The sequence below is a fragment of the Variovorax multivorans genome, assembly GCF_051216835.1.
Taxonomy (GTDB): Bacteria; Pseudomonadota; Gammaproteobacteria; order Burkholderiales; family Burkholderiaceae_C; genus Variovorax.
Window position 1 is genome coordinate 162,068 of record NZ_JBPJZL010000004.1, and the last position, 21,637, is coordinate 183,704.

General features: G+C 66.6%; 16 protein-coding genes. 10 read left to right on the plus strand and 6 right to left on the minus strand.

Annotated features, from left to right (window positions below; genetic code table 11):
- Positions 1-16 precede the first annotated feature (16 nt).
- The 3 genes from glgX to ACSFCA_RS11010 are packed head-to-tail and all read left to right on the plus strand — an operon-like array spanning position 17 to position 9,169.
- Positions 17-2,179 carry a glycogen debranching protein GlgX gene (gene glgX, locus ACSFCA_RS11000; RefSeq protein WP_258349901.1) on the plus strand — a complete coding sequence of 721 codons (2,163 nt, stop codon included), beginning with the start codon at positions 17-19 and terminating at the stop codon, positions 2,177-2,179.
- Positions 2,176-4,014: a malto-oligosyltrehalose trehalohydrolase gene (treZ, locus tag ACSFCA_RS11005; RefSeq protein ID WP_435459543.1), complete on the plus strand. Its 1,839-nt coding sequence runs from the start codon at positions 2,176-2,178 to the stop codon at positions 4,012-4,014. The genes glgX and treZ overlap by 4 nt, the downstream gene beginning before the upstream one ends.
- Positions 4,004-9,169, plus strand: coding sequence for a malto-oligosyltrehalose synthase (locus ACSFCA_RS11010; RefSeq protein WP_435459544.1), 5,166 nt, complete (start codon positions 4,004-4,006; stop codon positions 9,167-9,169). The genes treZ and ACSFCA_RS11010 overlap by 11 nt, the downstream gene beginning before the upstream one ends.
- A gap of 71 nt (positions 9,170-9,240) precedes the next feature.
- Here ACSFCA_RS11010 and ACSFCA_RS11015 read toward each other — a convergent pair whose 3' ends face one another.
- Positions 9,241-9,729 (minus strand): hypothetical protein, encoded by a 489-nt coding sequence (locus ACSFCA_RS11015; protein WP_435459545.1) that lies wholly within the window; start codon positions 9,727-9,729, stop codon positions 9,241-9,243.
- A 105-nt stretch (positions 9,730-9,834) separates the two neighbouring features.
- Here ACSFCA_RS11015 and dusA point away from each other — a divergent pair, with 105 nt between their 5' ends.
- On the plus strand, positions 9,835-10,836 hold the full coding sequence (dusA, locus tag ACSFCA_RS11020; RefSeq protein WP_435459546.1) for a tRNA dihydrouridine(20/20a) synthase DusA: 1,002 nt from the start codon (positions 9,835-9,837) through the stop codon (positions 10,834-10,836).
- Positions 10,837-11,002: 166 nt separating this feature from the next.
- Entirely contained in the window at positions 11,003-11,782 is a 780-nt protein-coding gene (locus tag ACSFCA_RS11025) for an IclR family transcriptional regulator (RefSeq protein WP_258349896.1), read from the plus strand.
- A 19-nt stretch (positions 11,783-11,801) separates the two neighbouring features.
- On the opposite strand, the gene ACSFCA_RS11030 is transcribed toward ACSFCA_RS11025, so the two are convergent.
- The 4 genes from ACSFCA_RS11030 to ACSFCA_RS11045 all read right to left on the minus strand — a co-directional run bounded on the left by ACSFCA_RS11030 (position 11,802) and on the right by ACSFCA_RS11045 (position 14,818).
- Positions 11,802-12,476, minus strand: coding sequence for a winged helix-turn-helix domain-containing protein (locus tag ACSFCA_RS11030; protein ID WP_258349895.1), 675 nt, complete (start codon positions 12,474-12,476; stop codon positions 11,802-11,804).
- 180 nt (positions 12,477-12,656) lie between these two features.
- Positions 12,657-13,562, minus strand: coding sequence for a DUF2145 domain-containing protein (locus ACSFCA_RS11035; RefSeq protein WP_375338480.1), 906 nt, complete (start codon positions 13,560-13,562; stop codon positions 12,657-12,659).
- Positions 13,562-14,023 (minus strand): hypothetical protein, encoded by a 462-nt coding sequence (locus ACSFCA_RS11040; RefSeq protein WP_435459547.1) that lies wholly within the window; start codon positions 14,021-14,023, stop codon positions 13,562-13,564. The genes ACSFCA_RS11035 and ACSFCA_RS11040 overlap by 1 nt, the downstream gene beginning before the upstream one ends.
- Positions 14,024-14,155: 132 nt before the next feature.
- Positions 14,156-14,818 (minus strand): DUF3313 domain-containing protein, encoded by a 663-nt coding sequence (locus tag ACSFCA_RS11045; protein WP_435459548.1) that lies wholly within the window; start codon positions 14,816-14,818, stop codon positions 14,156-14,158.
- 153 nt (positions 14,819-14,971) lie between these two features.
- Here ACSFCA_RS11045 and ACSFCA_RS11050 point away from each other — a divergent pair, with 153 nt between their 5' ends.
- Complete coding sequence (locus ACSFCA_RS11050; protein ID WP_258349891.1) at positions 14,972-15,586, plus strand: TetR/AcrR family transcriptional regulator; 615 nt, start codon at positions 14,972-14,974, stop codon at positions 15,584-15,586.
- Between the two features lie 6 nt (positions 15,587-15,592).
- Here ACSFCA_RS11050 and ACSFCA_RS11055 read toward each other — a convergent pair whose 3' ends face one another.
- Entirely contained in the window at positions 15,593-16,234 is a 642-nt protein-coding gene (locus ACSFCA_RS11055) for a GntR family transcriptional regulator (RefSeq protein WP_435459549.1), read from the minus strand.
- Between the two features lie 128 nt (positions 16,235-16,362).
- Here ACSFCA_RS11055 and scpA point away from each other — a divergent pair, with 128 nt between their 5' ends.
- The 4 genes from scpA to ACSFCA_RS11075 are packed head-to-tail and all read left to right on the plus strand — an operon-like array spanning position 16,363 to position 21,632.
- The gene (gene scpA, locus ACSFCA_RS11060; RefSeq protein WP_258349890.1) at positions 16,363-18,525 is read left to right on the plus strand and encodes a methylmalonyl-CoA mutase; all 2,163 of its coding nucleotides are present in this window, start codon (positions 16,363-16,365) and stop codon (positions 18,523-18,525) included.
- 8 nt (positions 18,526-18,533) lie between these two features.
- Positions 18,534-19,007 carry a GNAT family N-acetyltransferase gene (locus ACSFCA_RS11065; protein WP_435459550.1) on the plus strand — a complete coding sequence of 158 codons (474 nt, stop codon included), beginning with the start codon at positions 18,534-18,536 and terminating at the stop codon, positions 19,005-19,007.
- Positions 19,001-20,050 carry a methylmalonyl Co-A mutase-associated GTPase MeaB gene (meaB, locus tag ACSFCA_RS11070; RefSeq protein ID WP_435459551.1) on the plus strand — a complete coding sequence of 350 codons (1,050 nt, stop codon included), beginning with the start codon at positions 19,001-19,003 and terminating at the stop codon, positions 20,048-20,050. The genes ACSFCA_RS11065 and meaB overlap by 7 nt, the downstream gene beginning before the upstream one ends.
- Positions 20,051-20,087: 37 nt before the next feature.
- Positions 20,088-21,632 (plus strand): acyl-CoA carboxylase subunit beta, encoded by a 1,545-nt coding sequence (locus ACSFCA_RS11075; RefSeq protein ID WP_093052368.1) that lies wholly within the window; start codon positions 20,088-20,090, stop codon positions 21,630-21,632.
- The last annotated feature ends 5 nt before the right edge of the window (positions 21,633-21,637 follow it).

Here is a 21,637-nt window from a genome sequence, read left to right on the forward strand (position 1 = left end):
CGCTGAACGCACCCGAATGACACGAAAAACCAATCCGACGATCAACGCTGTGTGGCCCGGCCGGCCCTATCCCCGTGGTGCGACCTGGGACGGAGAGGGCGTGAACTTCGCCTTGTTCTCGCAGCACTCGGACAAGGTCGAGCTGTGCCTGTTCGACGAGCGTGGCCGCCAGGAGCTGCAGCGCATCCTGATGCGCGAACGCACTGACGGCGTATGGCACTGCTACCTGCCCGAGGCGCGCCCAGGGCAGGCCTACGGCTACCGCGTGCACGGGCCCTACAAGCCCGAGGAGGGGCATCGCTTCAATGCCCACAAGCTGCTGGTCGACCCGTACGCCAAGGACCTGGTGGGCGACCTGCGCTGGGGCGATGCGCTCTACGGCTACACCGTGGGCAGCAAGCGCGAAGACCTCTCCTTCGACCGCCGCGACAGCGCACCGCTGATGCCGAAGGGCCGCGTGCTCGAAACCGCCTTCACCTGGGGCGATGACCGGCGCCCCTCAGTGCCGTGGCAGGACATGGTGATCTACGAGATGCACGTGCGCGGCTTCACCATGACGCACCCCGACGTGCCGCCCGGGCTGCGCGGCACCTATGCCGCACTCGGCTGCGCGCCGGTGGTCGACTACCTCAAGCGCCTGGGCGTGACCACGGTCGAGCTGCTGCCCGTGCACAGCTTCCTCAACGACCGGCACCTGGCCGAGAAGGGCCTGCAGAACTACTGGGGCTACAACACGCTGGCCTACTTCGCCCCCGAGATGCGCTACAGCGCCTCGGGCAAGGTGAAGGAGTTCAAGACCATGGTGAAGACGCTGCACTCGGCGGGCATCGAGGTGATCCTCGACGTGGTCTACAACCACACCTGCGAAGGCAACCAGCTCGGGCCCACGCTGTCGATGCGCGGCGTGGACAACGCCTCGTACTACATCGCCAACGCCGAGAACCGCCGCTACTACGACGACTTCACCGGCTGCGGCAACACCGTGAACCTGGAGCATCCGCACGCGCTGCAGCTGGTGATGGACTCGCTGCGCTACTGGGCCGAGGAGATGCACGTCGACGGCTTCCGCTTCGACCTGGCGTCGGCGCTGGCGCGCGAGGCCGGCAAGGTCGAGAACCTCGGTGGCTTCTTCGACGCGATCCGCCAGGACCCCACGCTCAACCGCGTGAAGCTCATCGCCGAGCCCTGGGACCTGGGCCACGGCGGCTACCAGGTCGGCAACTTCCCGCTCGGCTGGGCCGAGTGGAACGACCAGTACCGCGACGGCCTGCGCGGCTTCTGGAAAGGTGACGGCGGGCTCATCGGCGAGGTGGCCAAGCGCGTCACCGGTTCCGAGGACCTGTACGGCTGGTCGGGCAAGCGGCCCAGCGCCAGCATCAACTTCATCACCGCACACGACGGCTTCACGTTGCACGACCTGGTCTCCTACAACGACAAGCACAACGAAGCCAACGGCGAGGACAACCGCGACGGCAACAGCCACAACGTGTCGTGGAACTGCGGCGTCGAGGGCCCCACCGACGACCCCGAAGTAGTGGCCCTGCGCGAGCGCCAGAAGCGCAACCTGCTGGCCACGCTGCTGCTGTCGCAGGGCGTTCCGATGCTGCTGGCGGGCGACGAGCGCGGCCACACGCAGCAGGGCAACAACAACGTCTACTGCCAGGACAACGAGCTTGGCTGGATCGACTGGACCTCCACGCCCGAGCGCCTGGCGCTCGCGACTTTCGTCGAACGCATGGTGGCGCTGCGCCGCGCGCACCCTTCGTTCCGGCGCCGCACCTTCTTCGCGGGCAAGCCGGCCGAAGGCGAGACCGTGACCGACGTTCACTGGCTCAAGCCCGACGGCCAGGAGATGCGGCCGGAAGACTGGAACGACGCCAATGCGCGCTGCATCGCGATGTACATCCCCGGCGGCGGCATTGCCGACCACGGGCCGCGCGGCGAGGTGCAGCACGACGACGACTTCCTGGTGCTGCTCAACGCCCACCACGACGAGATTGCCTTCACGCTGCCCCCGATGCCGCATGGTGCGTGGCGCTTGCTGGTCGACACGGCCAGCAGCACGCCGCCGCTCGCCACCGAGGACGCAGCAGCGCTCGCCCCGGCATGGGCGCAGCCCAGCTATCCACTTCAATGCCGCTCGCTCGTTGTGCTGAGCCGGCCGGATGTGCGGCCATGAGCGCTCATACACATCGCATGCCGTTCGGCGCCACGGTGCATGCCGATGGCGCGGACTTCGCGCTCTGGGCCCCGTCGGCGGAAATCGTCATGCTCGAACACCACGCGGTGGCTGGCGAAACCTCGTCGCAGCCGATGACGCGCGATGGCAAGGGCTGGCATCGTCTGGCCGTGCCCGGGGTGGGGCATGGCGACAGCTACCGCTACCGCCTGCCCGACGGCACGCGCGTGCCTGACCCGGCGTCGCGCTTCAACCCAGAGGACGTGCACGGCCCGAGCGTGGTCATCGACCCGCAGCGCTTCGAGTGGACCGATGGCGCTTGGCGCGGTCGCCCGTGGGAAGAAGCGGTGGTCTACGAGCTGCATGTCGGCACCTTCACCGAAGAGGGGAGCTTCAGCGCCGCGCGCGAACGGCTGGGCGAACTTGCAGAACTCGGCATCACCGTCATCGAGCTCATGCCGGTCGCGGATTTTCCGGGGCAGCGCAACTGGGGCTACGACGGCGTGCTGCCGTTCGCGCCCGATGCCTCGTACGGCGCACCCGACGAACTCAAGGCGCTGGTCGACACGGCGCACTCGCTGGGGCTGATGGTGCTGCTCGACGTGGTCTACAACCACTTCGGGCCGGAAGGCAACTACCTGCATGCGTACTGCCCCGAGTTCTTCAACCCCGGACACCAGACGCCGTGGGGCGCCGCGATCAACTTCGACGGGCCGGGCTCGCGCACGGTGCGCGACTTCTTCATTCACAACGCGCTCTACTGGGTGGAGGAGTTCCGCTTCGACGGCCTGCGCATGGATGCGATTCATGCCATTCACGACGAGACGCGGCCGCACATCGTGAACGAGATCCGCGAGGCGCTCGATGCCGGGCCGGCCCGCGAGCGCCATGTTCACCTGGTGCTGGAGAACGATGCCAACCAGGCCTCGATGCTGATGCGCGACGGCCGCGGCATGCCAGTGGCCGGCACGGCGCAGTGGAACGACGACCTGCACCACGCGGTGCACGTGCTGGCCACCGGCGAGCGCGATGGTTACTACGCCGACTATGCCGACGACCCGGTGTGCCGCTTCGCCTGCGCGCTGGCCGAAGGCTTCATCTACCAGGGGCAGCCGTCGGCTTTCAGGCATGGCGAACGGCGCGGCGAGCCGAGCACGCGGTTGCCGCCGCAGGCGTTCGTGTCTTTCCTGCAGACGCACGACCAGGTCGGCAACCGCGCCTTCGGCGAGCGCATTCACGCGCTCGGCGATCCGGTGCTGGTGCGCGCGGCGCTGGTCTGCCTGCTGCTGTCGCCGCACGTGCCGATGCTGTTCATGGGCGACGAGTTCGCGGCCTCTACGCCTTTCCAGTATTTCTGCGACTTCGGGCCGGAGCTTGCGGCGGCAGTGTCCGAAGGGCGGCGTGCGGAGTTCGGCGGATTCGCGATGTTCGCGGACGAAGCCGCGCGCGCGCGCATTCCGGACCCGAATGCCGAGGAAACCTTCCTGGCCTCGAAGCTGCGCTGGCGCGAGCGCGGGACACGCGCGCATTTTTCAAGGCTCAGCGAGGTGCAGCAGCTGCTGGACCTGCGTCACCGCCTGATCGTGCCGCGGCTCGCCGGCATGGCGGGCGCGGGCGTCTACCGGTGCGAGAACGACATGCTCCAGGTGCAGTGGGACATGGCGTCGGCGCGATTGCATCTGCTCGCTCATTTCGGCGCGCAGCCTGTGGAGGGCGCTACGGCGCCACCCGGCGAGGTGGTCTACAGCGACGGGGCGACGGCCGATAACGAAGGCGCGTTGCACCTGGCGCGCGGCGCGGTGCGCGTGACGCTGGAAGCGCTGCATGGCGGATGAAGCAGGCCACGGCCCTGTGACGGGCGATCTCGGGCGGCTGTGCGCGCACTTCGGCATTGCCACCGGTTATTTCGATGCCTTCGGCGCGCGGCGCGAGGCTTCCGCCGAAAGCCTGATCGCGCTGCTGGGCGAGTTCGGCGTGCGGCTCGACGGCGCAGCTGACGCAGACCGTGCATTGGAGGCCGCACATCGCGCGCGTTGGGCGCAGGCGCTGCCGCCGGTGCGGGTCGTGCAGGCCGGCAGCGCTGCGTGGTCGGTGTCGTTGCGGCTGCCGGCGTCCATGCGGCGGCTGCGCTGGCAGCTTGGCGACGAGCAGGGGCGCGAGCTGCAAGGCGAGGCCGACGCCGAGGCGTTGCTCGAGACCGGCCGCATCGACATCGATGGCATTTGCCTGTGCGAGCGCGTTCTGCAGATGCCGTTGGCGCTCGAAGCGGGCTATCACCGGTTGCGCATCGAAGGCCTGCGCGGCGAGACGCAGGTTCTTGCAACGCCCGGCCGCTGCTACCGGCCGCTCGCGATTCGCGATGGCGGTCGCGTGTGGGGCGCGGCGGTGCAGCTCTACAGCCTGCGCTCGCCGAGGAACTGGGGCATCGGCGACTTCAGCGATCTGGAAGAACTCGCCATGCGCATGGCAGCGCAGGGCGCGGACATCATCGGCCTCAACCCGCTGCACGCGCTGTTCGCGAGCACGCCATCGAATGCGAGCCCGTACAGCCCGTCGTCGCGCCAGCAACTCAACGTGCTCTACATCGACGTGGAAGCAGTGGATGGTTTTGCAGACTGCGACCCGGCCCGCGAGCGGGTGCATTCGCCTGACTTCCAGGCGCGGCTCGCTGCGCTGCGCGCGACGCAGCTGGTGGATTACGCGGGAGTGGCCGCGGCGAAGTTCGAAGTGCTCGAATTGCTCTTCGGCCATTTCTGCGCGCGGCACCTGCCTCAGGAAGGCGCGCCCGACGAGACGGGCAGGGAGTTTCTGGCCTTCGTCGCGGAGCGCGGCGAGGCGTTGCGGCAGCACGCTCTTTTCGAAGCACTGCACGCGCACTTTCTTGCAGCCGAAGGCGGCGCTTGGGATTGGCATGCATGGCCCAGCGCCTACAGGGACCCGGATTCCGCCGAGGTGACCGCATTCGCCGTGGCGCATGCGCAGCGCGTGCAGTTTCACCAGTACCTCCAGTGGCTGGCCACCCGGCAACTGGCACGGGCGGCCGCGCGCTGCGATGCGCTCGGCATGGGTGTGGGCCTGTACGTGGACCTGGCGGTGTCGGTCGACCGCGCCGGCTCCGACACCTGGGGCGCGCAGCAGGTGTTTGCGGAGGGCGCCAGCGTCGGCGCGCCGCCGGACGAGTTCAACCCCGCCGGGCAAGGCTGGGGCCTGCCGCCGCTGCGCCCTGACCGCTTGCGCACCGATGGCTATCGCTTCTTCATCGAGACGCTGCGCGCGAGCATGCGCGGCGCGGGCGCGCTGCGCATCGACCACGTGATGGGCCTGATGCGCCTGTTCTGGATTCCGCAGGGCCGCGGCGCACGCGAGGGCGCGTACGTCTACTACCCGCTCGACGAGATGCTCGCCATCGTGGCGATCGAGAGCCACCGCCACCGCTGCATGGTCGTGGGCGAGGACCTTGGCACGGTCGAAGATGCGGTGCGCGATGCGCTGGCGCAGGCCGACGTGCTGTCTTACCGCCTGCTGTATTTCGAGAAGCAGCGCGACGGCCGTTTCACGCAGCCCGAGGCCTATCCGCCGGCTGCCCTGGTCGCGATCAGCACGCACGACCTCGCGACCTTCGCGGGCTGGTGGACGGCCGACGATTTGCGCGAGCGGCTCGCGCTGGGCCTGTTTCCCGATCCGGCGATCTTCGACAAGCAGCTGATGGACCGGGCGCAGGAGCGCATCGAGTTGATGCAGGCCTTGCAGCAGGCGGGCCTGGTGTCGCGCGAGGAAGTGGCGCAGGCGGCCGGGCTCGCGATGCCGTCCGCGCGCATCGTGGAAGCGGTGCACGCTTTTCTGGCGGCTGCGCCGTCGGCGTTGATGATGGTTCAGCTCGAGGACGTGGCGGGCGTGGTGGCGCAGGCCAACATGCCCGGCACGGTGGACGAGCATCCGAACTGGCGGCGCAAGCTGCCCGGGTCGGTGGCGGCGCTGGCCGGCGGAGAGCGCATGCGCGGGCTGGGCGAGGCGCTGCGCGCAGCACGGCCGCGCCAGTTCGAATCGGCCGGGCGAAGTGAGTCACCGGGTCTGACGACTCGCGTGCCTCGCGCCACCTACCGGCTGCAGTTCCACAAGGATTTCGGCTTCGACGACGCGATCCGCGTGCTGCCGTATCTTGCGAAGCTCGGCGTGAGCCATGTGTACTGCTCGCCGATCCAGCGCGCCCGCGCAGGCAGCATGCACGGCTACGACGTGGTGGCGCATGCGGAGATCAACCCCGAGCTCGGTGGCGAAGAAGGCTTTGCGCGCTTCGTCGCGGCGCTGAAGGTCAACGGCCTCGGGCAGCTGCTGGACATGGTGCCCAACCACATGGGCGTGTTCGGCGCCGACAACGCGTGGTGGATGGACGTGCTGGAGAACGGACCCGCGTCGCTGTTCGCGCAGCACTTCGACATCGACTGGCAGCCGCTCAACGTCGAGCTGACCGGCAAGGTGCTGCTGCCCGTGCTGGGCGTGCACTACGGCGAGGCGCTGGAAAACGGCGAGCTGATCCTGCGCTTCGAGGACGTGAGCGGCAGCTTTGCCATCGGCTACTACGACCACCGGTTTCCGCTGGCGCCCGAAAGCTATCCCGTGGTGCTCGAACGGGCGCTGGCGCGGCTGGGCGACGCAGCGGCATCGGGGCGACTGGCGAGTTTGTCGACCGCTTTCGGTCATCTGCCGGGGCGCGGCACGGCCTCTGCGCAGGAGCAGGCAGAACGCGTGCGCGACAAGGAATTGCTCAAGGCCCGGCTGGCGCGGCTTGCCCAGCGCCATCCTTCGGTGGTGCAGGCGCTCGTTGCGTCGGTGGCGGAACTGAACCTCACATTGCCGGAAGCGCGCGACGCACTGCACAAGCTGATCGAGCTGCAGGCGTACCGGCTCGCGCATTGGCGGGTGGCGGCGGACGAAATCAACTACCGGCGCTTCTTCGACATCAACGATCTCGCGGCCGTGCGCATGGAGCGCGAGGAGGTGTTCGAGGCCACGCAGTCGTTCGCGCTGGACCTCGCCGCATCCGGCGTGGTGGACGGCCTGCGCATCGACCACCCCGACGGGCTCTACGACCCGGCCGAGTACTTCCTCAAGCTGCAGGAAGGCTATGCGCGACGCGCCGGGCTGATGCTGCCCACACATGACGCGCAGGGGCGGCCCGCGCGGCCTCTGTACGTGGTGGCCGAGAAGATCGCCGGTGCACACGAAGAGGTGCCCGAGAGCTGGCATGTGCACGGCACCACCGGCTATCGCTTCGCGAACGTGGCAAACGGCGTGCTGGTCGATACCGCGGCCGAGGCGAGCGTGGTGCACGCGTGGCAACGCTTCACCGGCGAGATGGAAGACTTCGCCTCGGTGTCGCGCGCCGGCCGGCGCGAGGTGATGCGCAATGCGCTCGCGTCGGAGCTGAACGTGCTCTCGACCGAGCTGCTGCGCATCGCAAGGGCCCACCGCAGCACGCGCGACTACACGCTCAATGCGCTGCGCCGCGCGCTGGCGGATGTCGGTGCGTGCATGCCGGTCTACCGGACCTACATCGTCGAACGGCCGTCGGAGCAGGACGCGCGCTTCATCGACGAGGCCGTCGACGAAGCCGCCCGGCAGAGCGGGGACGCCGACCGCTCGATCTTCGATTTCGTGCGGTGCGCGTTGCGGGGAGAGGCCGTCGCTTCCGCTGCGCCGACGTTGGGCGAACGGGTGCGCCGCTTCGCACTGCGCTTCCAGCAGTTCAGTGCACCGGTGGCGGCGAAGGGCGTGGAGGACACGGCTTTCTACCGCTACTTTCCGCTCAGCTCGCTCAACGAGGTGGGGGGCGAACCGGACCTGTTCGGCATCGAGATCGACGCATTCCATGCTGCGAGCGCCGACCGCGCTCTGCGCTGGCCCCACACCATGCTGGCGACTTCGACGCACGACAACAAGCGGTCGGAAGACGTGCGCAACCGGATCGACGTGCTGTCCGAAATACCCAACGAGTGGGTGCTGGCCCTGACGCGCTGGCATGGCCTGTGCCGCGGCACGCGGAAGAAACTGGCCGGCGGCGAGGCGCCGTCGCGTGCCGACGAATACCTGCTGTACCAGACGCTGCTCGGCACCCTGCCTCTTGGCGGGCTCGATGCCGGCACGGTACCCGGCTACAGCGACCGCATCTGGCAATACATGCAGAAGGCTGCCCGCGAGGCCAAGCTGCGCACGAGATGGTCCCAGCCCGATGCGGGCTACGAGGCCGCGCTCGAGCGTTTCGTGCGCGAGCTGCTGGCCGATCCGGAAAAGAGTGCATGCCTTGCGGACATCCAACGGCTGGCAGACACGCTGTCATGGTTCGGCGCATGGAACAGCCTCACGCTCACGCTGCTGAAATACAGCTCGCCCGGTGTGCCCGATCTCTACCAGGGCAGCGAGCTCATCGAACTGAGCCTGGTCGATCCGGATAACCGGCGCCCGGTGGACTACGCCCTGCGCCAGCGGCGGCTGGCCGCGCTGCGGGCAATGGTTGGCCAGGAAGGGGATGGCCTGGCAGCGCGGGTGCGCTCGATGGTCGAGGCGCCGCATGACGGCCGCGCCAAGCTCTGGTTCATCTGGCGCCTGCTGTCGCTGCGGCGGGAGCAGCCTTTGCTGTTCAGCGAAGGAAGCTACGAGCCGCTGGCGGTCGAAGGGCCGCTGTCGAAGCATGTCGTGGCCTTTGCGCGCAGGCATGAGGACCAGGTGCTCGTGGTTGTGGCGGGGCGGTTGTTCGTCGATCTCTCGCGCCGCGGCGCGGATGACGGTGCGATTCCGGCGCTTCCTGAGGCGACGAGATGGAAGGGCACGACGGTGCGCCTTCCCGAAGGCGTCCGCTCAGCGGTGCTCGAGAACCTGCTGACTGGAGAGTCGCTGTCGGTCGGGGAGGGCAGTATTTGCCTGGACGACGCACTGCGACGGATGCCCTGGGCCGTCTTCAGCCGTACAGCGCCTCGGGAGAAATACGCATGATCTGCACCTGCTGGGCAGCGTCGATGACGCGAGCGACCGGCTCCCAGACGCTCGAATAGACCGGCAAGGCGTCAGGCGCGAAGCTCGTGTGCGGCCAGTCGGAGCCCCAGGTCTGCGATCCGGGACCAATGCTCCGGCCGCGCGTACCACTGCACATGCCATCCCACCGGCTGGATGCGCGGGGGCGAGTGCATGAAAGTGCGCGTCGATGTCCCGGTCATTGCCAACCGGCGATACAAGGTTGAATCGCACGCCTCGCACGCCTCGCACGCCTCGCACGCCGCGGGAATGCATCGATGCCATTGCGCGTCGGTCGTGCCGGACTCCAGCACTGCCACGCCCCGATGCCGGCCGTTGCCCTGACGCAGGGCTTCGAGCATCACCGTGTTGTCGTAGTCGTAGACGCTGGGTTGCAGCAGCACGAGGTGCGCGACATCATGGTGCTCGGCCAGCTGCTCGATGTTTGTCAGCGGCCGGTCCACCGGCCGGTAGTGGCCAGGCACGACCGGAGCTTGCGCGTCGGAGACATTGCGCGCGAATCCCCTGAATCCTTGCCGCATGAGAAACTACCGGCTTGATGTAGCCGATGCCCGTGCAGATGCTGACAGGACCGGCGAGCGAGGTCGGATCCTTGGTCTTCGAACGGTTGGCGGGGTTCCAAGTGTATGAGTGACAACGCTAAGCCATTGAATTTAAAAGAGAAAACTATCTCGGTCGCCCCGATGATGGATTGGACGGACCGCCATTGCCGGTACCTCCATCGCCTGCTGTCGCGCCACGCGCTGCTCTACACCGAGATGGTGACGACCGGCGCGCTGGTGCATGGCGACGTGCCCCGTCACCTGCGCTTCAACGCTGAAGAGCATCCGGTGGCACTGCAGCTCGGCGGCAGCGAACCGGCTGACCTTGCGCATTGCTCGAAGCTTGGCGAAGAGTGGGGCTACGACGAGATCAACCTCAACTGCGGCTGCCCGAGCGAGCGCGTGCAGCGCGGCGCGTTCGGCGCCTGCCTGATGAACGAGCCACAGCTGGTGGCCGACTGCGTGAAGGCGATGGTCGATGTGGTGGGCGTGCCCGTCACGGTCAAGCACCGCATCGGCATCGACAAGATCGAGAGCTACGAATTCGTGCGCGACTTCGTCGGCCAGGTGAGCGAGGCCGGCTGCCAGACTTTCATCGTGCATGCGCGCAATGCGTGGCTGCAGGGCCTGAGCCCGAAGCAGAACCGCGAGATTCCGCCGCTGCGCTACGAGCTGGTGCACCGGCTGAAGCACGAGTTTCCGGCGTTGTGCTTTGCCATCAACGGCGGCATTTCGGTCAACGCGCAGGTGCATGAACACCTGCGCCTGCTCGACGGCGTGATGGTCGGGCGCGAGGCGTATCACAACCCCTGGTGGCTGGCCGAATGGGACGCCGAGTTCTTCGGCGCCGAAGCACAGCCGCTGACGCGCGAAGAGGTCGAATCGCTGATGTGCGACTACATGGCCCGCGAGGCGGCCGAGCACGGCACGCAGTGGTGGTCGATCGCGCGGCACATGCTGGGCCTGCGCAACGGCCTGCCGGGCGCACGCCGCTGGCGCCAGGTCTGGAGCGATCACCGGCTCAAGACGCTGCCTGCGCACGAGGTGATGGCGATGGCGCGCGAGCCTGTCGCGCAAGCCGCCTGAACCCGAAGCGCATCGCGCGCTTTCTCCCCGGGAGGCGGGCCTGTCACGGCCCGCAAATTTTCAGTTGAAACGGTGTTCCAAAAATCGCTACTTCACGATAAGTGGCGCGTCAACCGTTTTTTGCTGAAAAATGAGGAGCATCAGGGACATAAAAAGGTTTGGATACATGAATGACGCGATTGGCGGCAAAGAAGAAGTAAGTGCGCTCGCCAGGGGATTGGCCCTTCTCCGGGTCATCGGCATGGCATCGGCACCGATAGGCAATCGCGAACTGGCAGACACCACGGGCATCCCCAAGGCCACGGTGTCGCGGCTCACCGCCACGCTGGTGAGTGCGGGGTATTTGCGACAGTCGCAGGACAGCGAGCGCTTCAGCCTCGGCCCGGCGCTGCTGGACATGAGTAGCCGCTACCTGCGCCATTTCGACCTGCGCACGGTGGCACGGCCGCACCTGGCGGCGCTGTCGGAGTCTGCGGGCGTGAGCGTGCACATGGGCGTACGCGACGAGCTCGACATGCTCGTCATCGATTCGCTGCGGCCACGCTCCGTGGTCATCAGCTCGCGCATCGAGGTGGGCACGCGCATGGCCATCGCCACCTCGGCCGCCGGGCGCGCCTATCTGGCGGCGCTGCCCACGCCGGAAAAAGCCGAATTGCTGGCGCAGATCCGGACCGAAAGCGGGGAAAGCTGGAACGCCATCGAGCCTGGCCTGATGGCCAGCCTCGACGAGTACGACCGGCTGGGCTACTGCGGCTCTTTTGGCGAATGGAATCCGCATATCCACGCCATCGGCTTCGCACTGGAGGGTCCGCGCGGCGAGCGCTACTCCGTGAGTTGCGGCGGCCCCGCCTACCTTCTGCCCAAGGACACGATGGTGGTGCGCATCGCGCCGCTGCTGCTGGAGACGGCGCAGCGTCTCGTCGGGGAAACCGGCACGTCGACCTAGAACTGAAGGGTCTTCGGCCCTAGTGGTCGTTGCGCAGCGCCAGCACGTAGCCCTCGCCGCGCACGGTGTGGAGCAGTTTCAGGTCGAAGGGGTCGTCCAGTTTCTGGCGAAGCCTGAGGATGCCGACCGTGACCATGTTGTCCCGCTCGCCGTTGCTCGCTCCCCACACGGCCTTGATCAGCTCGGCGCGCGACAGTACCTGGCCCCTGCGTGCCATCAGCGCGTCCAGAAGCTCGAACAGCGTGGCACTGAGGCCGAGATCCACGCCTTGCCGAAACGCCTTGCCGCTCGCGCGGTCGATGGCCAGGTCCGCCAGCCGCAGGACGGCCGCCTCCGGACCATGACCGCCTGACGCCAGCGCCCAGGCACGCGCGACCAGATCGGCGGGTGCACAAGGCTTGACCAGGTACTCGGTCGCGCCCTGCGCCAGTCCTTCGAGACGGTCGGCCACCTGGTCTCGTTGCGTCAGCACCAGCAGCGGGGCACTGCTGCTGCGCCGAACGGAACGTATCGTCACGTGCGCGGCAGCTGGCTGCGCGGCGTCGAGAAGAATCAGTGCGTACGGCTTGCTTGTGAAAAGCCATGCGTCGGCATCGCGGGAGTCGATCACGTCGACAGCCAGGCCACATCGTCCGAGCACGCCGCCAAGTTCGTCGCGCGTTCCGTTTCCGGATCTGAGAAACAGGACATTCATGGGTTGGAACCCCTTGCCGGTGTCGAAGCCAGCGCGGCTGGAGCATTCGGGGACATGTCGGGTTGCCTGTGCGCGCAGCCGTCCATCAGAAAGACGCCAACCACCATCGCGAGGACCGCGGCGTGAGCGACTGCAAAGCTGGAGAGGTATTTCATTTCCTGTCGTTTGCCTTTGAGTGTTTCAGTCGAGAAGGACGACGCGATCGCTTGCGCCGGGCTGGCAGCCGTCGACGACGGGCTCCCAGCCGCGGTGCACCACGACCTGCCTGCTGTCGTGGCACAACTCGATGCGCTCGCTCCCGGGGCGTTGTTCGCGCACAAAGGCTTCCACGGTCGAGGGCAGGCTGACGCGCAACTTCAGCGCATAGATGTCGTCCTGCGGGTGGTCGTCCAGATGCAGCAGCGGCACGAAGTTCGACGCAAAGACGAGCGCGTGCGAGCCGACATCGACCGGCTCGGGCTTGTAGGGCGCCTCGCGCAACCATTGCTGAGCGCGCTCTCGCAGGTCGTCTCCGTCGGGCAACTCGCCCCACGCCACGGCGAGCAGCTCCATGACCCACTGGTTGCAGTTCTGGTAGCGCAGGCTGAACGGATAGGCATTGGCGCTGTAGCGCGCGGCCAGCAGATGCAGGGCGCGTGGCGTGTCGAGCGCCGCGCTGCGCAGCGCCTGTGCCGCTTCGGAGGGCAGGGCGACGATGGAGACGTAGCCCAGCGCGGAGTCGTCGATGCCCATGACGAAGCCGGCCAGGCCCTGGTCGTAGAGGCGCGGATGCCCTTCGTCGCAGGCGTAGTACAGCTGCCGCGCGGACCAGGTGCCGTCCGCGGCTTTCCAGGCGATGGCGGCGTGGGAGTAGCGGATGCGGAAGCGCGAGAGATCGAGTCCGGAACGGCTGATCAGCACAGCGTCGCTGCCTGTGGCTGAAAGCGCTTCCTGCACGACGGCGGTGAAACGCAGCAGGCGATCCTGCTGGCTTGCGGTGAGCGGTTTCGCGCGATCGCAGAACTGCGAAGACGCCGCATGCACAACGCCACCCGCCAAGGCGAGGAAGGCCGAGAGTCCCAGCAGCAACAGACGGCGGGCGACGATCAAAGGCTCACGGGGCGCGCGGCGAGCCCCCCGTACCAGTCGTCGGCCAGCACGAGGTAGAACGCCTCGCGCGTGTCGCCACGTGCAAAGGCGGTGCCGTAGGTGCGTTGTTGCGCGTGCACGAGATCGCCGAGGCCCAGGCGTTCCTTCGCGAAAGTGGCTTGCGGCAGTTCGAGCACGATGCGCTGCTGCGCGTCGCTGTCGCTCTGCATCGCGACGCGCGTGAAGCCCTCGCGGCCTGTGGCTTGCGCGACTTCCGTGATGCGGTAGTCGCCTTCGGCCACCTTGTCGCCGTCGAACGAACTCTTGCTCGAGCCGCGCAGCGACGCGGACACGCTGCCGCTGGACGCCGAGCCGGCACTGGAGGCCACGGACGACGTGAAGCTGTCGGCATGGGCATTGAAGGCCGTGGCGAGTACGGCTGTGATACCCGCGAGGCGGAAGAAATTGAGGAAGGTCATGGAATGCTCCGGCTGTGTGTGAGGGAGGAGGTCATTTCGCGTGGAAGATGCCGAGCCTGGACCGGCGGGCCCGTGCGAAGGCGCACTGCAACTTGATGCAGGTCCTGCGCAGTTGTCTCCAGAGCGGCGTCGTCATTGCAGGTACGCGACCAGCTGGTCGGCTCCGTTTTCAATGCCTGCGATGGAAGCGCTCCGGGCCCCGATGCCGGCCTTGAGATTCCATGCGTTCGGGTATTGCTTGGTGACGTAGGCGCCGAGCAGTTCGTTGGTCGAGGCGTCGTAGATTTCGACGGCAAAGCTCACCGAGCCCGTCATCGCACCTTCCTTGCCGCGGATGGCCTGCACCGCGTTGTAGGGGCCGCCCAGCAGGTCGAAGCGCGAGAAGGTGCTGAGAACGGCCGTGTTCGTCTTGGCGCCGGTGAGCGTCAGCTTGATCCGTACGGCGTTGGCGTTTCTGCCAGGAGCGTTCCGGAAGCGCGCATTCAGCTTGTCGGTGAACTGGTTTTGCATGTAGCGCGCCAGGAAGACTTTGTCGTCTTCCGACACGTCTTCGAACTGGCCATCGTTGCCGCGATAGATGGCGACCGGATCGAGGACGAAATCCGAATACCGCCGCCAGTCGATGTTGGTCTTGTATTCGAAGGGAATGCGACCGGAGTCGTCATGCTGGCTCGGTCGCAACTGGGTTGCGGAGGCGATGCCGGCATATGGCACCGGCTGTGTGCTGGCGCACGCCGTGAGGATCAGGCAGACCGCCAGGGTGATGGCCTTGGGGGCATCGGAAAGAGCACGCATCGCGTTCCTTGAATTGGGAAGAAGTGAATGGACAAGTGAAGAGGGCAACGACCGTGTCCAGATTTAAAACTGTACGGTACGGTTTATTATTGAGGTGGATTTTGGCGATGTCAAGAAAACTGTACAGTTGGGTATTCTTTTAAGGGAAATGCGATGAAGGTCAGGACAGAAGCGCGGCGCACCGCCATCCTTGAAGCGGCGGTGGCGCTGTTCAAGGAGCTGGGTTACGAGCGCACGTCGATGAACGAGCTCGCAAAGCGCCTGGGTGGGTCGAAGGCCACCCTGTACGGGTACTTCGCCTCGAAAGAGGAGCTCTTCAGGGCGGTCGTGCAAACCGTGGCCGTCTCGCATCTGGCTGAGGCCGCGGCCGAGTTGCAGGAGGCGAACGAGACCGCCACGCTCGAGGCGCAATTGATGCGGTTCGGCGAGCGGATGCTGTTCGTGTTGACCAACGACGCGGACGCGCTGGCGGTCTACCGGATGGTTCTTGCCGAAGCCGGGCGCTCCGACGTGGGGCAGCAGTTCCAGGAGTCGGGGCCTGCCGAATACATCCGAACCCTCGCGGGGTTCATGGATGCGGCGATGAAGCGCGGCGAACTACGGCACCGGGACCCACACGTGACCGCGCTGCAGTTCACCACGTTGATCACGGCGGAAACCCAGGCGCGGCTCTTCCAGGTCGACCCCGAGCCCGTGTCGGTAGAGCAGATTCACGCGCTGGTTCAGCGCGCCGTCGACATGTTCCTCGCTGGCGCCGCGCCGCGCTGACAGGCGCTAGTTCGCGGCTTCGAGCCCGTTCTGGAAGTGCTCGCGCATGCGGGCCATGGCGGCTTCTGCGTCCCGCGCCTCGATGGCGGCCATCACCGAGCGGTGCTCCGCCAGCGACTCGGCGATCCGGCCGGCCTTCAGCAACGAGTTGTGCCGGTTGAGCTTCATCACCTTGCGCAGGTCGGCCACCATCTGGTCGCGCCACTTGTTGTTGGCGATGGCCAGCAGCCGCATGTGAAAGCGCTCGTTCAGGGCGAAGAAATGCTCCCGGTTCTCAGGGGAGGCCGCTGTTTCCAGTTCGGCGTGCAGCGCCTTCAGCTCGGCGCGCTGTGCGTCGGTGGCGCGCTCGGCCACCACGCCGGCGGCGTCGCTCTCCAGCAGCGAGAGCAGGTGGTACACGTCGGTCAGGTCCTGCTCCGACACCTCGGTCACATAGGCGCCGCGCCGCACCTTCATCGTCACCAGGCCTTCGGCCGCCAGCACCTTTAGCGCCTCGCGCAGCGGCGTGCGGCTGATGCCGTATTCCTCGGCCAGCTTGAGTTCGTCGATCCAGCTGCCGGGCTCCAGTTCGCGGCGAAAGATCCGCTGGCGCAGCAGCTCGGCCACCTCTTCATAGAGGGCGCGGGGGGTGAGGGTGACGGCGGACATGGGCCGGACTGTACTTCAAAAACGGTGTTTGAATTAATAATTATGGATCGGTTAGACTCGCGGCCGGCTTGCAAATCCGTGCAGGCGAATTTGCGAATACCCTGCAAGACACTGCGAACGGCCCCTTCATGAGCAGCACACCCGAACCCTCTTTCAAGCCCGCCGACCTCGAAGCCTGGGCCAAGGCTGCTGCCAAGTCCGCACCCGGCGGCGACGTGAACGCGCTGAACTGGATCACGCCCGACGGCATCGCCGTGAAGCCGCTGTACACCGCCGCCGACCTGCAGGGCCTGAAGTACACCGACACGCTGCCCGGCTTCGAGCCCTACTTGCGCGGCCCGCAGGCCACCATGTACGCAGTGCGCCCCTGGACCATCCGCCAGTACGCCGGCTTCTCCACCGCCGAAGAGTCGAACGCCTTCTACCGCAAGGCGCTGGCCGCCGGCGGCCAGGGCGTGAGCGTGGCCTTCGACCTCGCCACCCACCGCGGCTACGACAGCGACCATCCGCGCGTCACTGGCGACGTCGGCAAGGCTGGCGTGGCAATCGACTCGGTCGAGGACATGAAGATCCTGTTCGACCAGATCCCGCTCGACAAGGTGAGCGTGTCCATGACGATGAACGGCGCCGTGCTGCCGGTGCTGGCGGGCTACGTGGTCGCGGCCGAAGAGCAGGGCGTGGCGCAGGACCAACTCAGCGGAACCATCCAGAACGACATCCTCAAGGAGTTCATGGTCCGCAACACGTACATCTTTCCGCCAGCGCCGAGCATGCGGATCATCGGCGACATCATCGAGTACACGGCGCAGAACATGCCCAAGTTCAACTCGATCTCGATCAGCGGCTACCACATGCAGGAAGCCGGCGCCAACCAGGCGCTGGAGCTCGCCTTCACGCTGGCCGACGGCAAGGAATACGTGAAGACCGCACTGGCCAAGGGGCTCGACGTCGACGGCTTCGCCGGACGCCTGAGCTTCTTCTGGGCCATCGGCATGAACTTCTATCTCGAGGTTGCCAAGATGCGCGCGGCGCGCCTGCTGTGGTGTCGCATCATGAAGGAGTTCAACCCCAAGAACCCCAAGAGCCTGATGCTGCGCACGCACTGCCAGACCTCGGGCTGGTCGCTCACCGAGCAGGACCCGTACAACAACGTGGTGCGCACCACCATCGAGGCAATGGCCGCGGTGTTCGGCGGCACGCAGAGCCTGCACACCAACGCGCTCGACGAAGCCATCGCGCTGCCCACCGAGTTCAGCGCCCGCATCGCGCGCAACACGCAGCTCATCATCCAGGAAGAGACGCACATCACCAACGTGATCGACCCCTGGGCCGGCAGCTACATGATGGAGAAGCTCACGCAGGACATGGCCGACGCGGCCTGGGCAATCATCGAAGAGGTCGAGGCCATGGGCGGCATGACCAAGGCCGTGGACAGCGGCTGGGCCAAGCTCAAGATCGAGGCGGCCGCCGCCGAGAAGCAGGCGCGCATCGACTCCGGCAAGGACGTGATCGTCGGCGTCAACAAGTACAAGCTCAAGAACGAAGATGCGATCGACAGCCTCTCGATCGACAACGTGAAGGTGCGCGACCAGCAGGTGGCGCGGCTCAAGAGCATCCGCGCCTCGCGCGATACCGCCAAGGTGCAGGCCGCGCTCGACGCGCTCACCGAAGCCGCCGAGAACAACACCGGCAACCTGCTGGCGCTGAGCATCGACGCCGTGCGCCTGCGCGCCACGGTGGGCGAGATTTCGGACGCGCTCGAAAAATCATTCGGCCGCCATCGCGCCGACACGCAAAAGGTGACCGGTGTGTACGCAGCTGCCTATGACTCCGCCGAAGGCTGGGAAGCCCTCAAGACCGAAATCAACGCCTTCGCCGAAGAGCAGGGCCGCCGTCCACGCGTGATGATCTCCAAGCTCGGGCAGGACGGCCATGACCGCGGCGCCAAGGTCGTCGCTACGGCTTTTGCCGACCTGGGCTTCGACGTGGACATGGGCCCACTGTTCCAGACCCCCGAAGAATGCGCGCGGCAAGCCATCGAGAACGACGTGCATGCAGTGGGCGTGAGCACGCTCGCAGCCGGCCACAAGACCCTCGTGCCAGCCATCATCAATGAACTCAAGAAGCAGGGCGCGGACGACATCATCGTGTTCGTCGGCGGCGTGATTCCGCGGCAAGACTACGACTTTCTCTACGAGGCCGGCGTCAAGGGCATCTACGGACCGGGCACGCCCATTCCGGCCAGCGCCAAGGACGTGCTGGAGCAGATTCGCGCGGCGGTCACGGCCTGAGGCGCGACGTGGGCGATCTCTTGTCGCGGCTGTCGCTGCAGCCGGTGGATTCCAGCGATTTCGAGGCCATGCTGGCCCTGCGCATCGACGCGATGCGCCCGAGCCTGGAGCGCGTGGGCCGTTTCGACGCAGCGCGTTCGCGCGAGCGCCTGAGCGCGGGCTTTCTCGTGCCGTACATGCACCACATCGTGCTCGATGGCGACCAGCGCATCGGCTTCGTCACGCTCAAGCCCGAGGACAGCGATGCGCTGCGCCTCGACCACCTCTACCTGCGCACCGGCTTCCAGGGCCTGGGCATCGGTGAATGGGTGCTCGAATGGGCCAAGTCGCAGGCGCGCGCGCAGCAGCTGGACATCAAGCTCACCGCGCTCGTGAAGAGCGACGCCAACCGCTTCTACCTGCGGCACGGCTTCGTGCTCGAAGGCGAAGAGGGCGTCGACCTGCACTACCGCTGGCGCGTGGCTTCGGAGGCCGCGTGCTGAACACGGCGCAGGCGCTCGAACGCGCCGTCGCCGAAACCGACGGCATGGCGCAGCGACGCGCCATCGCTAAAGCCATCACGCTGCTCGAATCGACGCGCGCCGACCACCGCACGCAGGCCGACGAACTGCTCACCGCGCTGCTGCCGCGCACGGGCAACTCGTTTCGCCTCGGCATCTCGGGCGTGCCGGGCGTCGGCAAGTCGACATTCATCGAAACGCTGGGCTTGCTGCTGATCGGCAAGGGCCACCGCGTCGCGGTGCTCACCATCGACCCGTCGTCCACCGTGTCGGGCGGCTCCATCCTCGGCGACAAGACGCGCATGGAGCGGCTCTCGGTGCACGAACGCGCCTACATCCGCCCGAGTCCTTCGAGTGGCACGTTGGGCGGCGTTGCCGAGAAGACGCGCGAGGCGATGCTGGTGTGCGAGGCGGCCGGCTACGACATCGTCATCGTCGAGACTGTCGGCGTGGGCCAAAGCGAAACCGCCGTGGCCGGCATGACCGACATGTTCGTGCTGATGCAACTGCCCAATGCCGGCGATGACCTCCAGGCCATCAAGAAGGGCGTGATGGAGCTGGCCGACCTCGTCGTCATCAACAAGGCCGACCTCGACAAGGACGCCGCAACACGCGCGCAGGCGCAGATCACCTCGGCGCTGCGGCTTTTCGGCCACCAGGGCAACCCCGATCACGCACATGCGGTGCACGACGCACACAGCGGCGCAGAAGTGCGCTTCTGGCTCCCCAAGGTGCTGCAGCTGAGCGCGCTCGCCAACACCGGCGTCGACACCTTCTGGGACGCCGTCACGCAATTCAGGCAACTGCAGACGGCCAACGGAAAGCTGGCCAAGCGCCGCGAGAAGCAGGCGACCGCGTGGATGTGGGAGCGTATCGACGCCGGCCTCAAGCACGCCTTCAGGCATCACCCGCAGGTGCGCGAGTTGTTGCCGCAGCTCACGCAGCAGGTGGCGCAGGGCACGCTGCCGGCATCGGCCGCGGCGCGCAATCTGCTCGCCGCAGTCGCCATCACGGCCAGACCATGAGACACGACATTCAGGACCACAGCTTCGGAAGCACACCATGCAAGAACTGATCGAACAACTCGAAAAGCGTCGCGCCCAGGCGCGTCTCGGCGGCGGGCAGAAGCGCATCGACGCGCAGCACGCCAAGGGCAAGCTCACGGCGCGCGAGCGCATCGAGCTGCTGCTCGACGACAACACTTTTGAAGAGTGGGACATGTTCGTCGAGCACCGCTCGGTCGATTTCGGCATGGCCGAGCAGAAGATCCCCGGCGACGGCGTGGTCACCGGCTACGGCATGATCAACGGCCGCCTGGTGTTCGTGTTCAGCCAGGACTTCACCGTTTTCGGCGGCGCACTCAGCGAAGCGCATGCCGAAAAAATCTGCAAGGTGATGGACCAGGCCATGAAGGTCGGCGCGCCCGTCATCGGCCTGAACGACTCGGGCGGCGCTCGCATCCAGGAAGGCGTGGCCTCGCTCGGCGGCTATGCCGACGTGTTCCAGCGCAACGTGATGGCCTCGGGCGTGGTGCCGCAGATCAGCATGATCATGGGCCCCTGCGCGGGCGGCGCGGTGTATTCGCCGGCCATGACCGACTTCATCTTCATGGTGAAGGACAGCAGCTACATGTTCGTCACCGGCCCTGAGGTGGTGAAGACCGTGACGCACGAAAGCGTCACGGCCGAAGAGCTCGGCGGCGCCATCACTCACACCACGCGCAGCGGCGTGGCCGACATGGCGTTCGAGAACGACGTCGAGGCGCTGCTGATGCTGCGCCGCCTGTACAACTACCTGCCGCTCAACAACCGCGAGAAGCCCCCGGTGCGCTTGGGCAACAATGGCCTGGGCGACCCGGCCGACCGGCCCGACTATTCGCTCGACACGCTGGTGCCCGACAACCCGAACAAGCCCTACGACATCAAGGAGCTGATCCTGAAGGTGGTGGACGACGGCGACTTCTTCGAGCTGCAGCCCGACTACGCGAAGAACATCGTGATCGGCTTCGCCCGCATGGAAGGCCAGACCATCGGCATCGTGGCCAACCAGCCGCTGGTGCTGGCGGGCTGCCTGGACATCAAGAGCAGCATCAAGGCCGCGCGTTTCGTGCGCTTCTGCGATGCCTTCAACATTCCGGTCGTCACCTTCGTCGATGTGCCAGGCTTCATGCCCGGCACGGGGCAGGAGTACGGCGGCATCATCAAGCACGGCGCCAAGCTGCTTTACGCATACGCAGAGTGCACGGTGCCGAAGATCACCGTCATCACGCGCAAGGCCTACGGCGGCGCCTACGACGTGATGGCCTCCAAGCATCTGCGCGGCGACGTCAACCTCGCATGGCCGCGCGCCGAGATCGCGGTGATGGGCGCCAAGGGTGCGGTGGAAATCATCTTCCGCGAGGACAAGAACGACCCCGAGAAGCTCGCTGCCCGCGAGGCTGAATACAAGGCGCGCTTCGCCAATCCGTATGTGGCCAGCGCACGCGGCTACATCGACGACGTGATCCTGCCGCATGAGACGCGCAAGCGCATCTGCCGCTCGCTGGTGATGCTGCGCGAGAAGAAGCTTGAGAACCCGTGGCGCAAGCACGGGAACATCCCCCTCTGAAGACG

Excerpts from the sequence above, each read along its gene's own strand:
- glgX (WP_258349901.1), top strand. The coding sequence starts at position 17 with ATGACACGAAAAACCAATCCGACGATCAACGCTGTGTGGCCCGGCCGG.
- treZ (WP_435459543.1), top strand. The coding sequence starts at position 2,176 with ATGAGCGCTCATACACATCGCATGCCGTTCGGCGCCACGGTGCATGCC.
- ACSFCA_RS11010 (WP_435459544.1), top strand. The coding sequence starts at position 4,004 with ATGGCGGATGAAGCAGGCCACGGCCCTGTGACGGGCGATCTCGGGCGG.
- ACSFCA_RS11015 (WP_435459545.1), bottom strand. The coding sequence starts at position 9,729 with ATGCGGCAAGGATTCAGGGGATTCGCGCGCAATGTCTCCGACGCGCAA.
- dusA (WP_435459546.1), top strand. The coding sequence starts at position 9,835 with ATGAGTGACAACGCTAAGCCATTGAATTTAAAAGAGAAAACTATCTCG.
- ACSFCA_RS11025 (WP_258349896.1), top strand. The coding sequence starts at position 11,003 with ATGAATGACGCGATTGGCGGCAAAGAAGAAGTAAGTGCGCTCGCCAGG.
- ACSFCA_RS11030 (WP_258349895.1), bottom strand. The coding sequence starts at position 12,476 with ATGAATGTCCTGTTTCTCAGATCCGGAAACGGAACGCGCGACGAACTT.
- ACSFCA_RS11040 (WP_435459547.1), bottom strand. The coding sequence starts at position 14,023 with ATGACCTTCCTCAATTTCTTCCGCCTCGCGGGTATCACAGCCGTACTC.
- ACSFCA_RS11045 (WP_435459548.1), bottom strand. The coding sequence starts at position 14,818 with ATGCGTGCTCTTTCCGATGCCCCCAAGGCCATCACCCTGGCGGTCTGC.
- ACSFCA_RS11050 (WP_258349891.1), top strand. The coding sequence starts at position 14,972 with ATGAAGGTCAGGACAGAAGCGCGGCGCACCGCCATCCTTGAAGCGGCG.
- ACSFCA_RS11055 (WP_435459549.1), bottom strand. The coding sequence starts at position 16,234 with ATGTCCGCCGTCACCCTCACCCCCCGCGCCCTCTATGAAGAGGTGGCC.
- scpA (WP_258349890.1), top strand. The coding sequence starts at position 16,363 with ATGAGCAGCACACCCGAACCCTCTTTCAAGCCCGCCGACCTCGAAGCC.
- ACSFCA_RS11075 (WP_093052368.1), top strand. The coding sequence starts at position 20,088 with ATGCAAGAACTGATCGAACAACTCGAAAAGCGTCGCGCCCAGGCGCGT.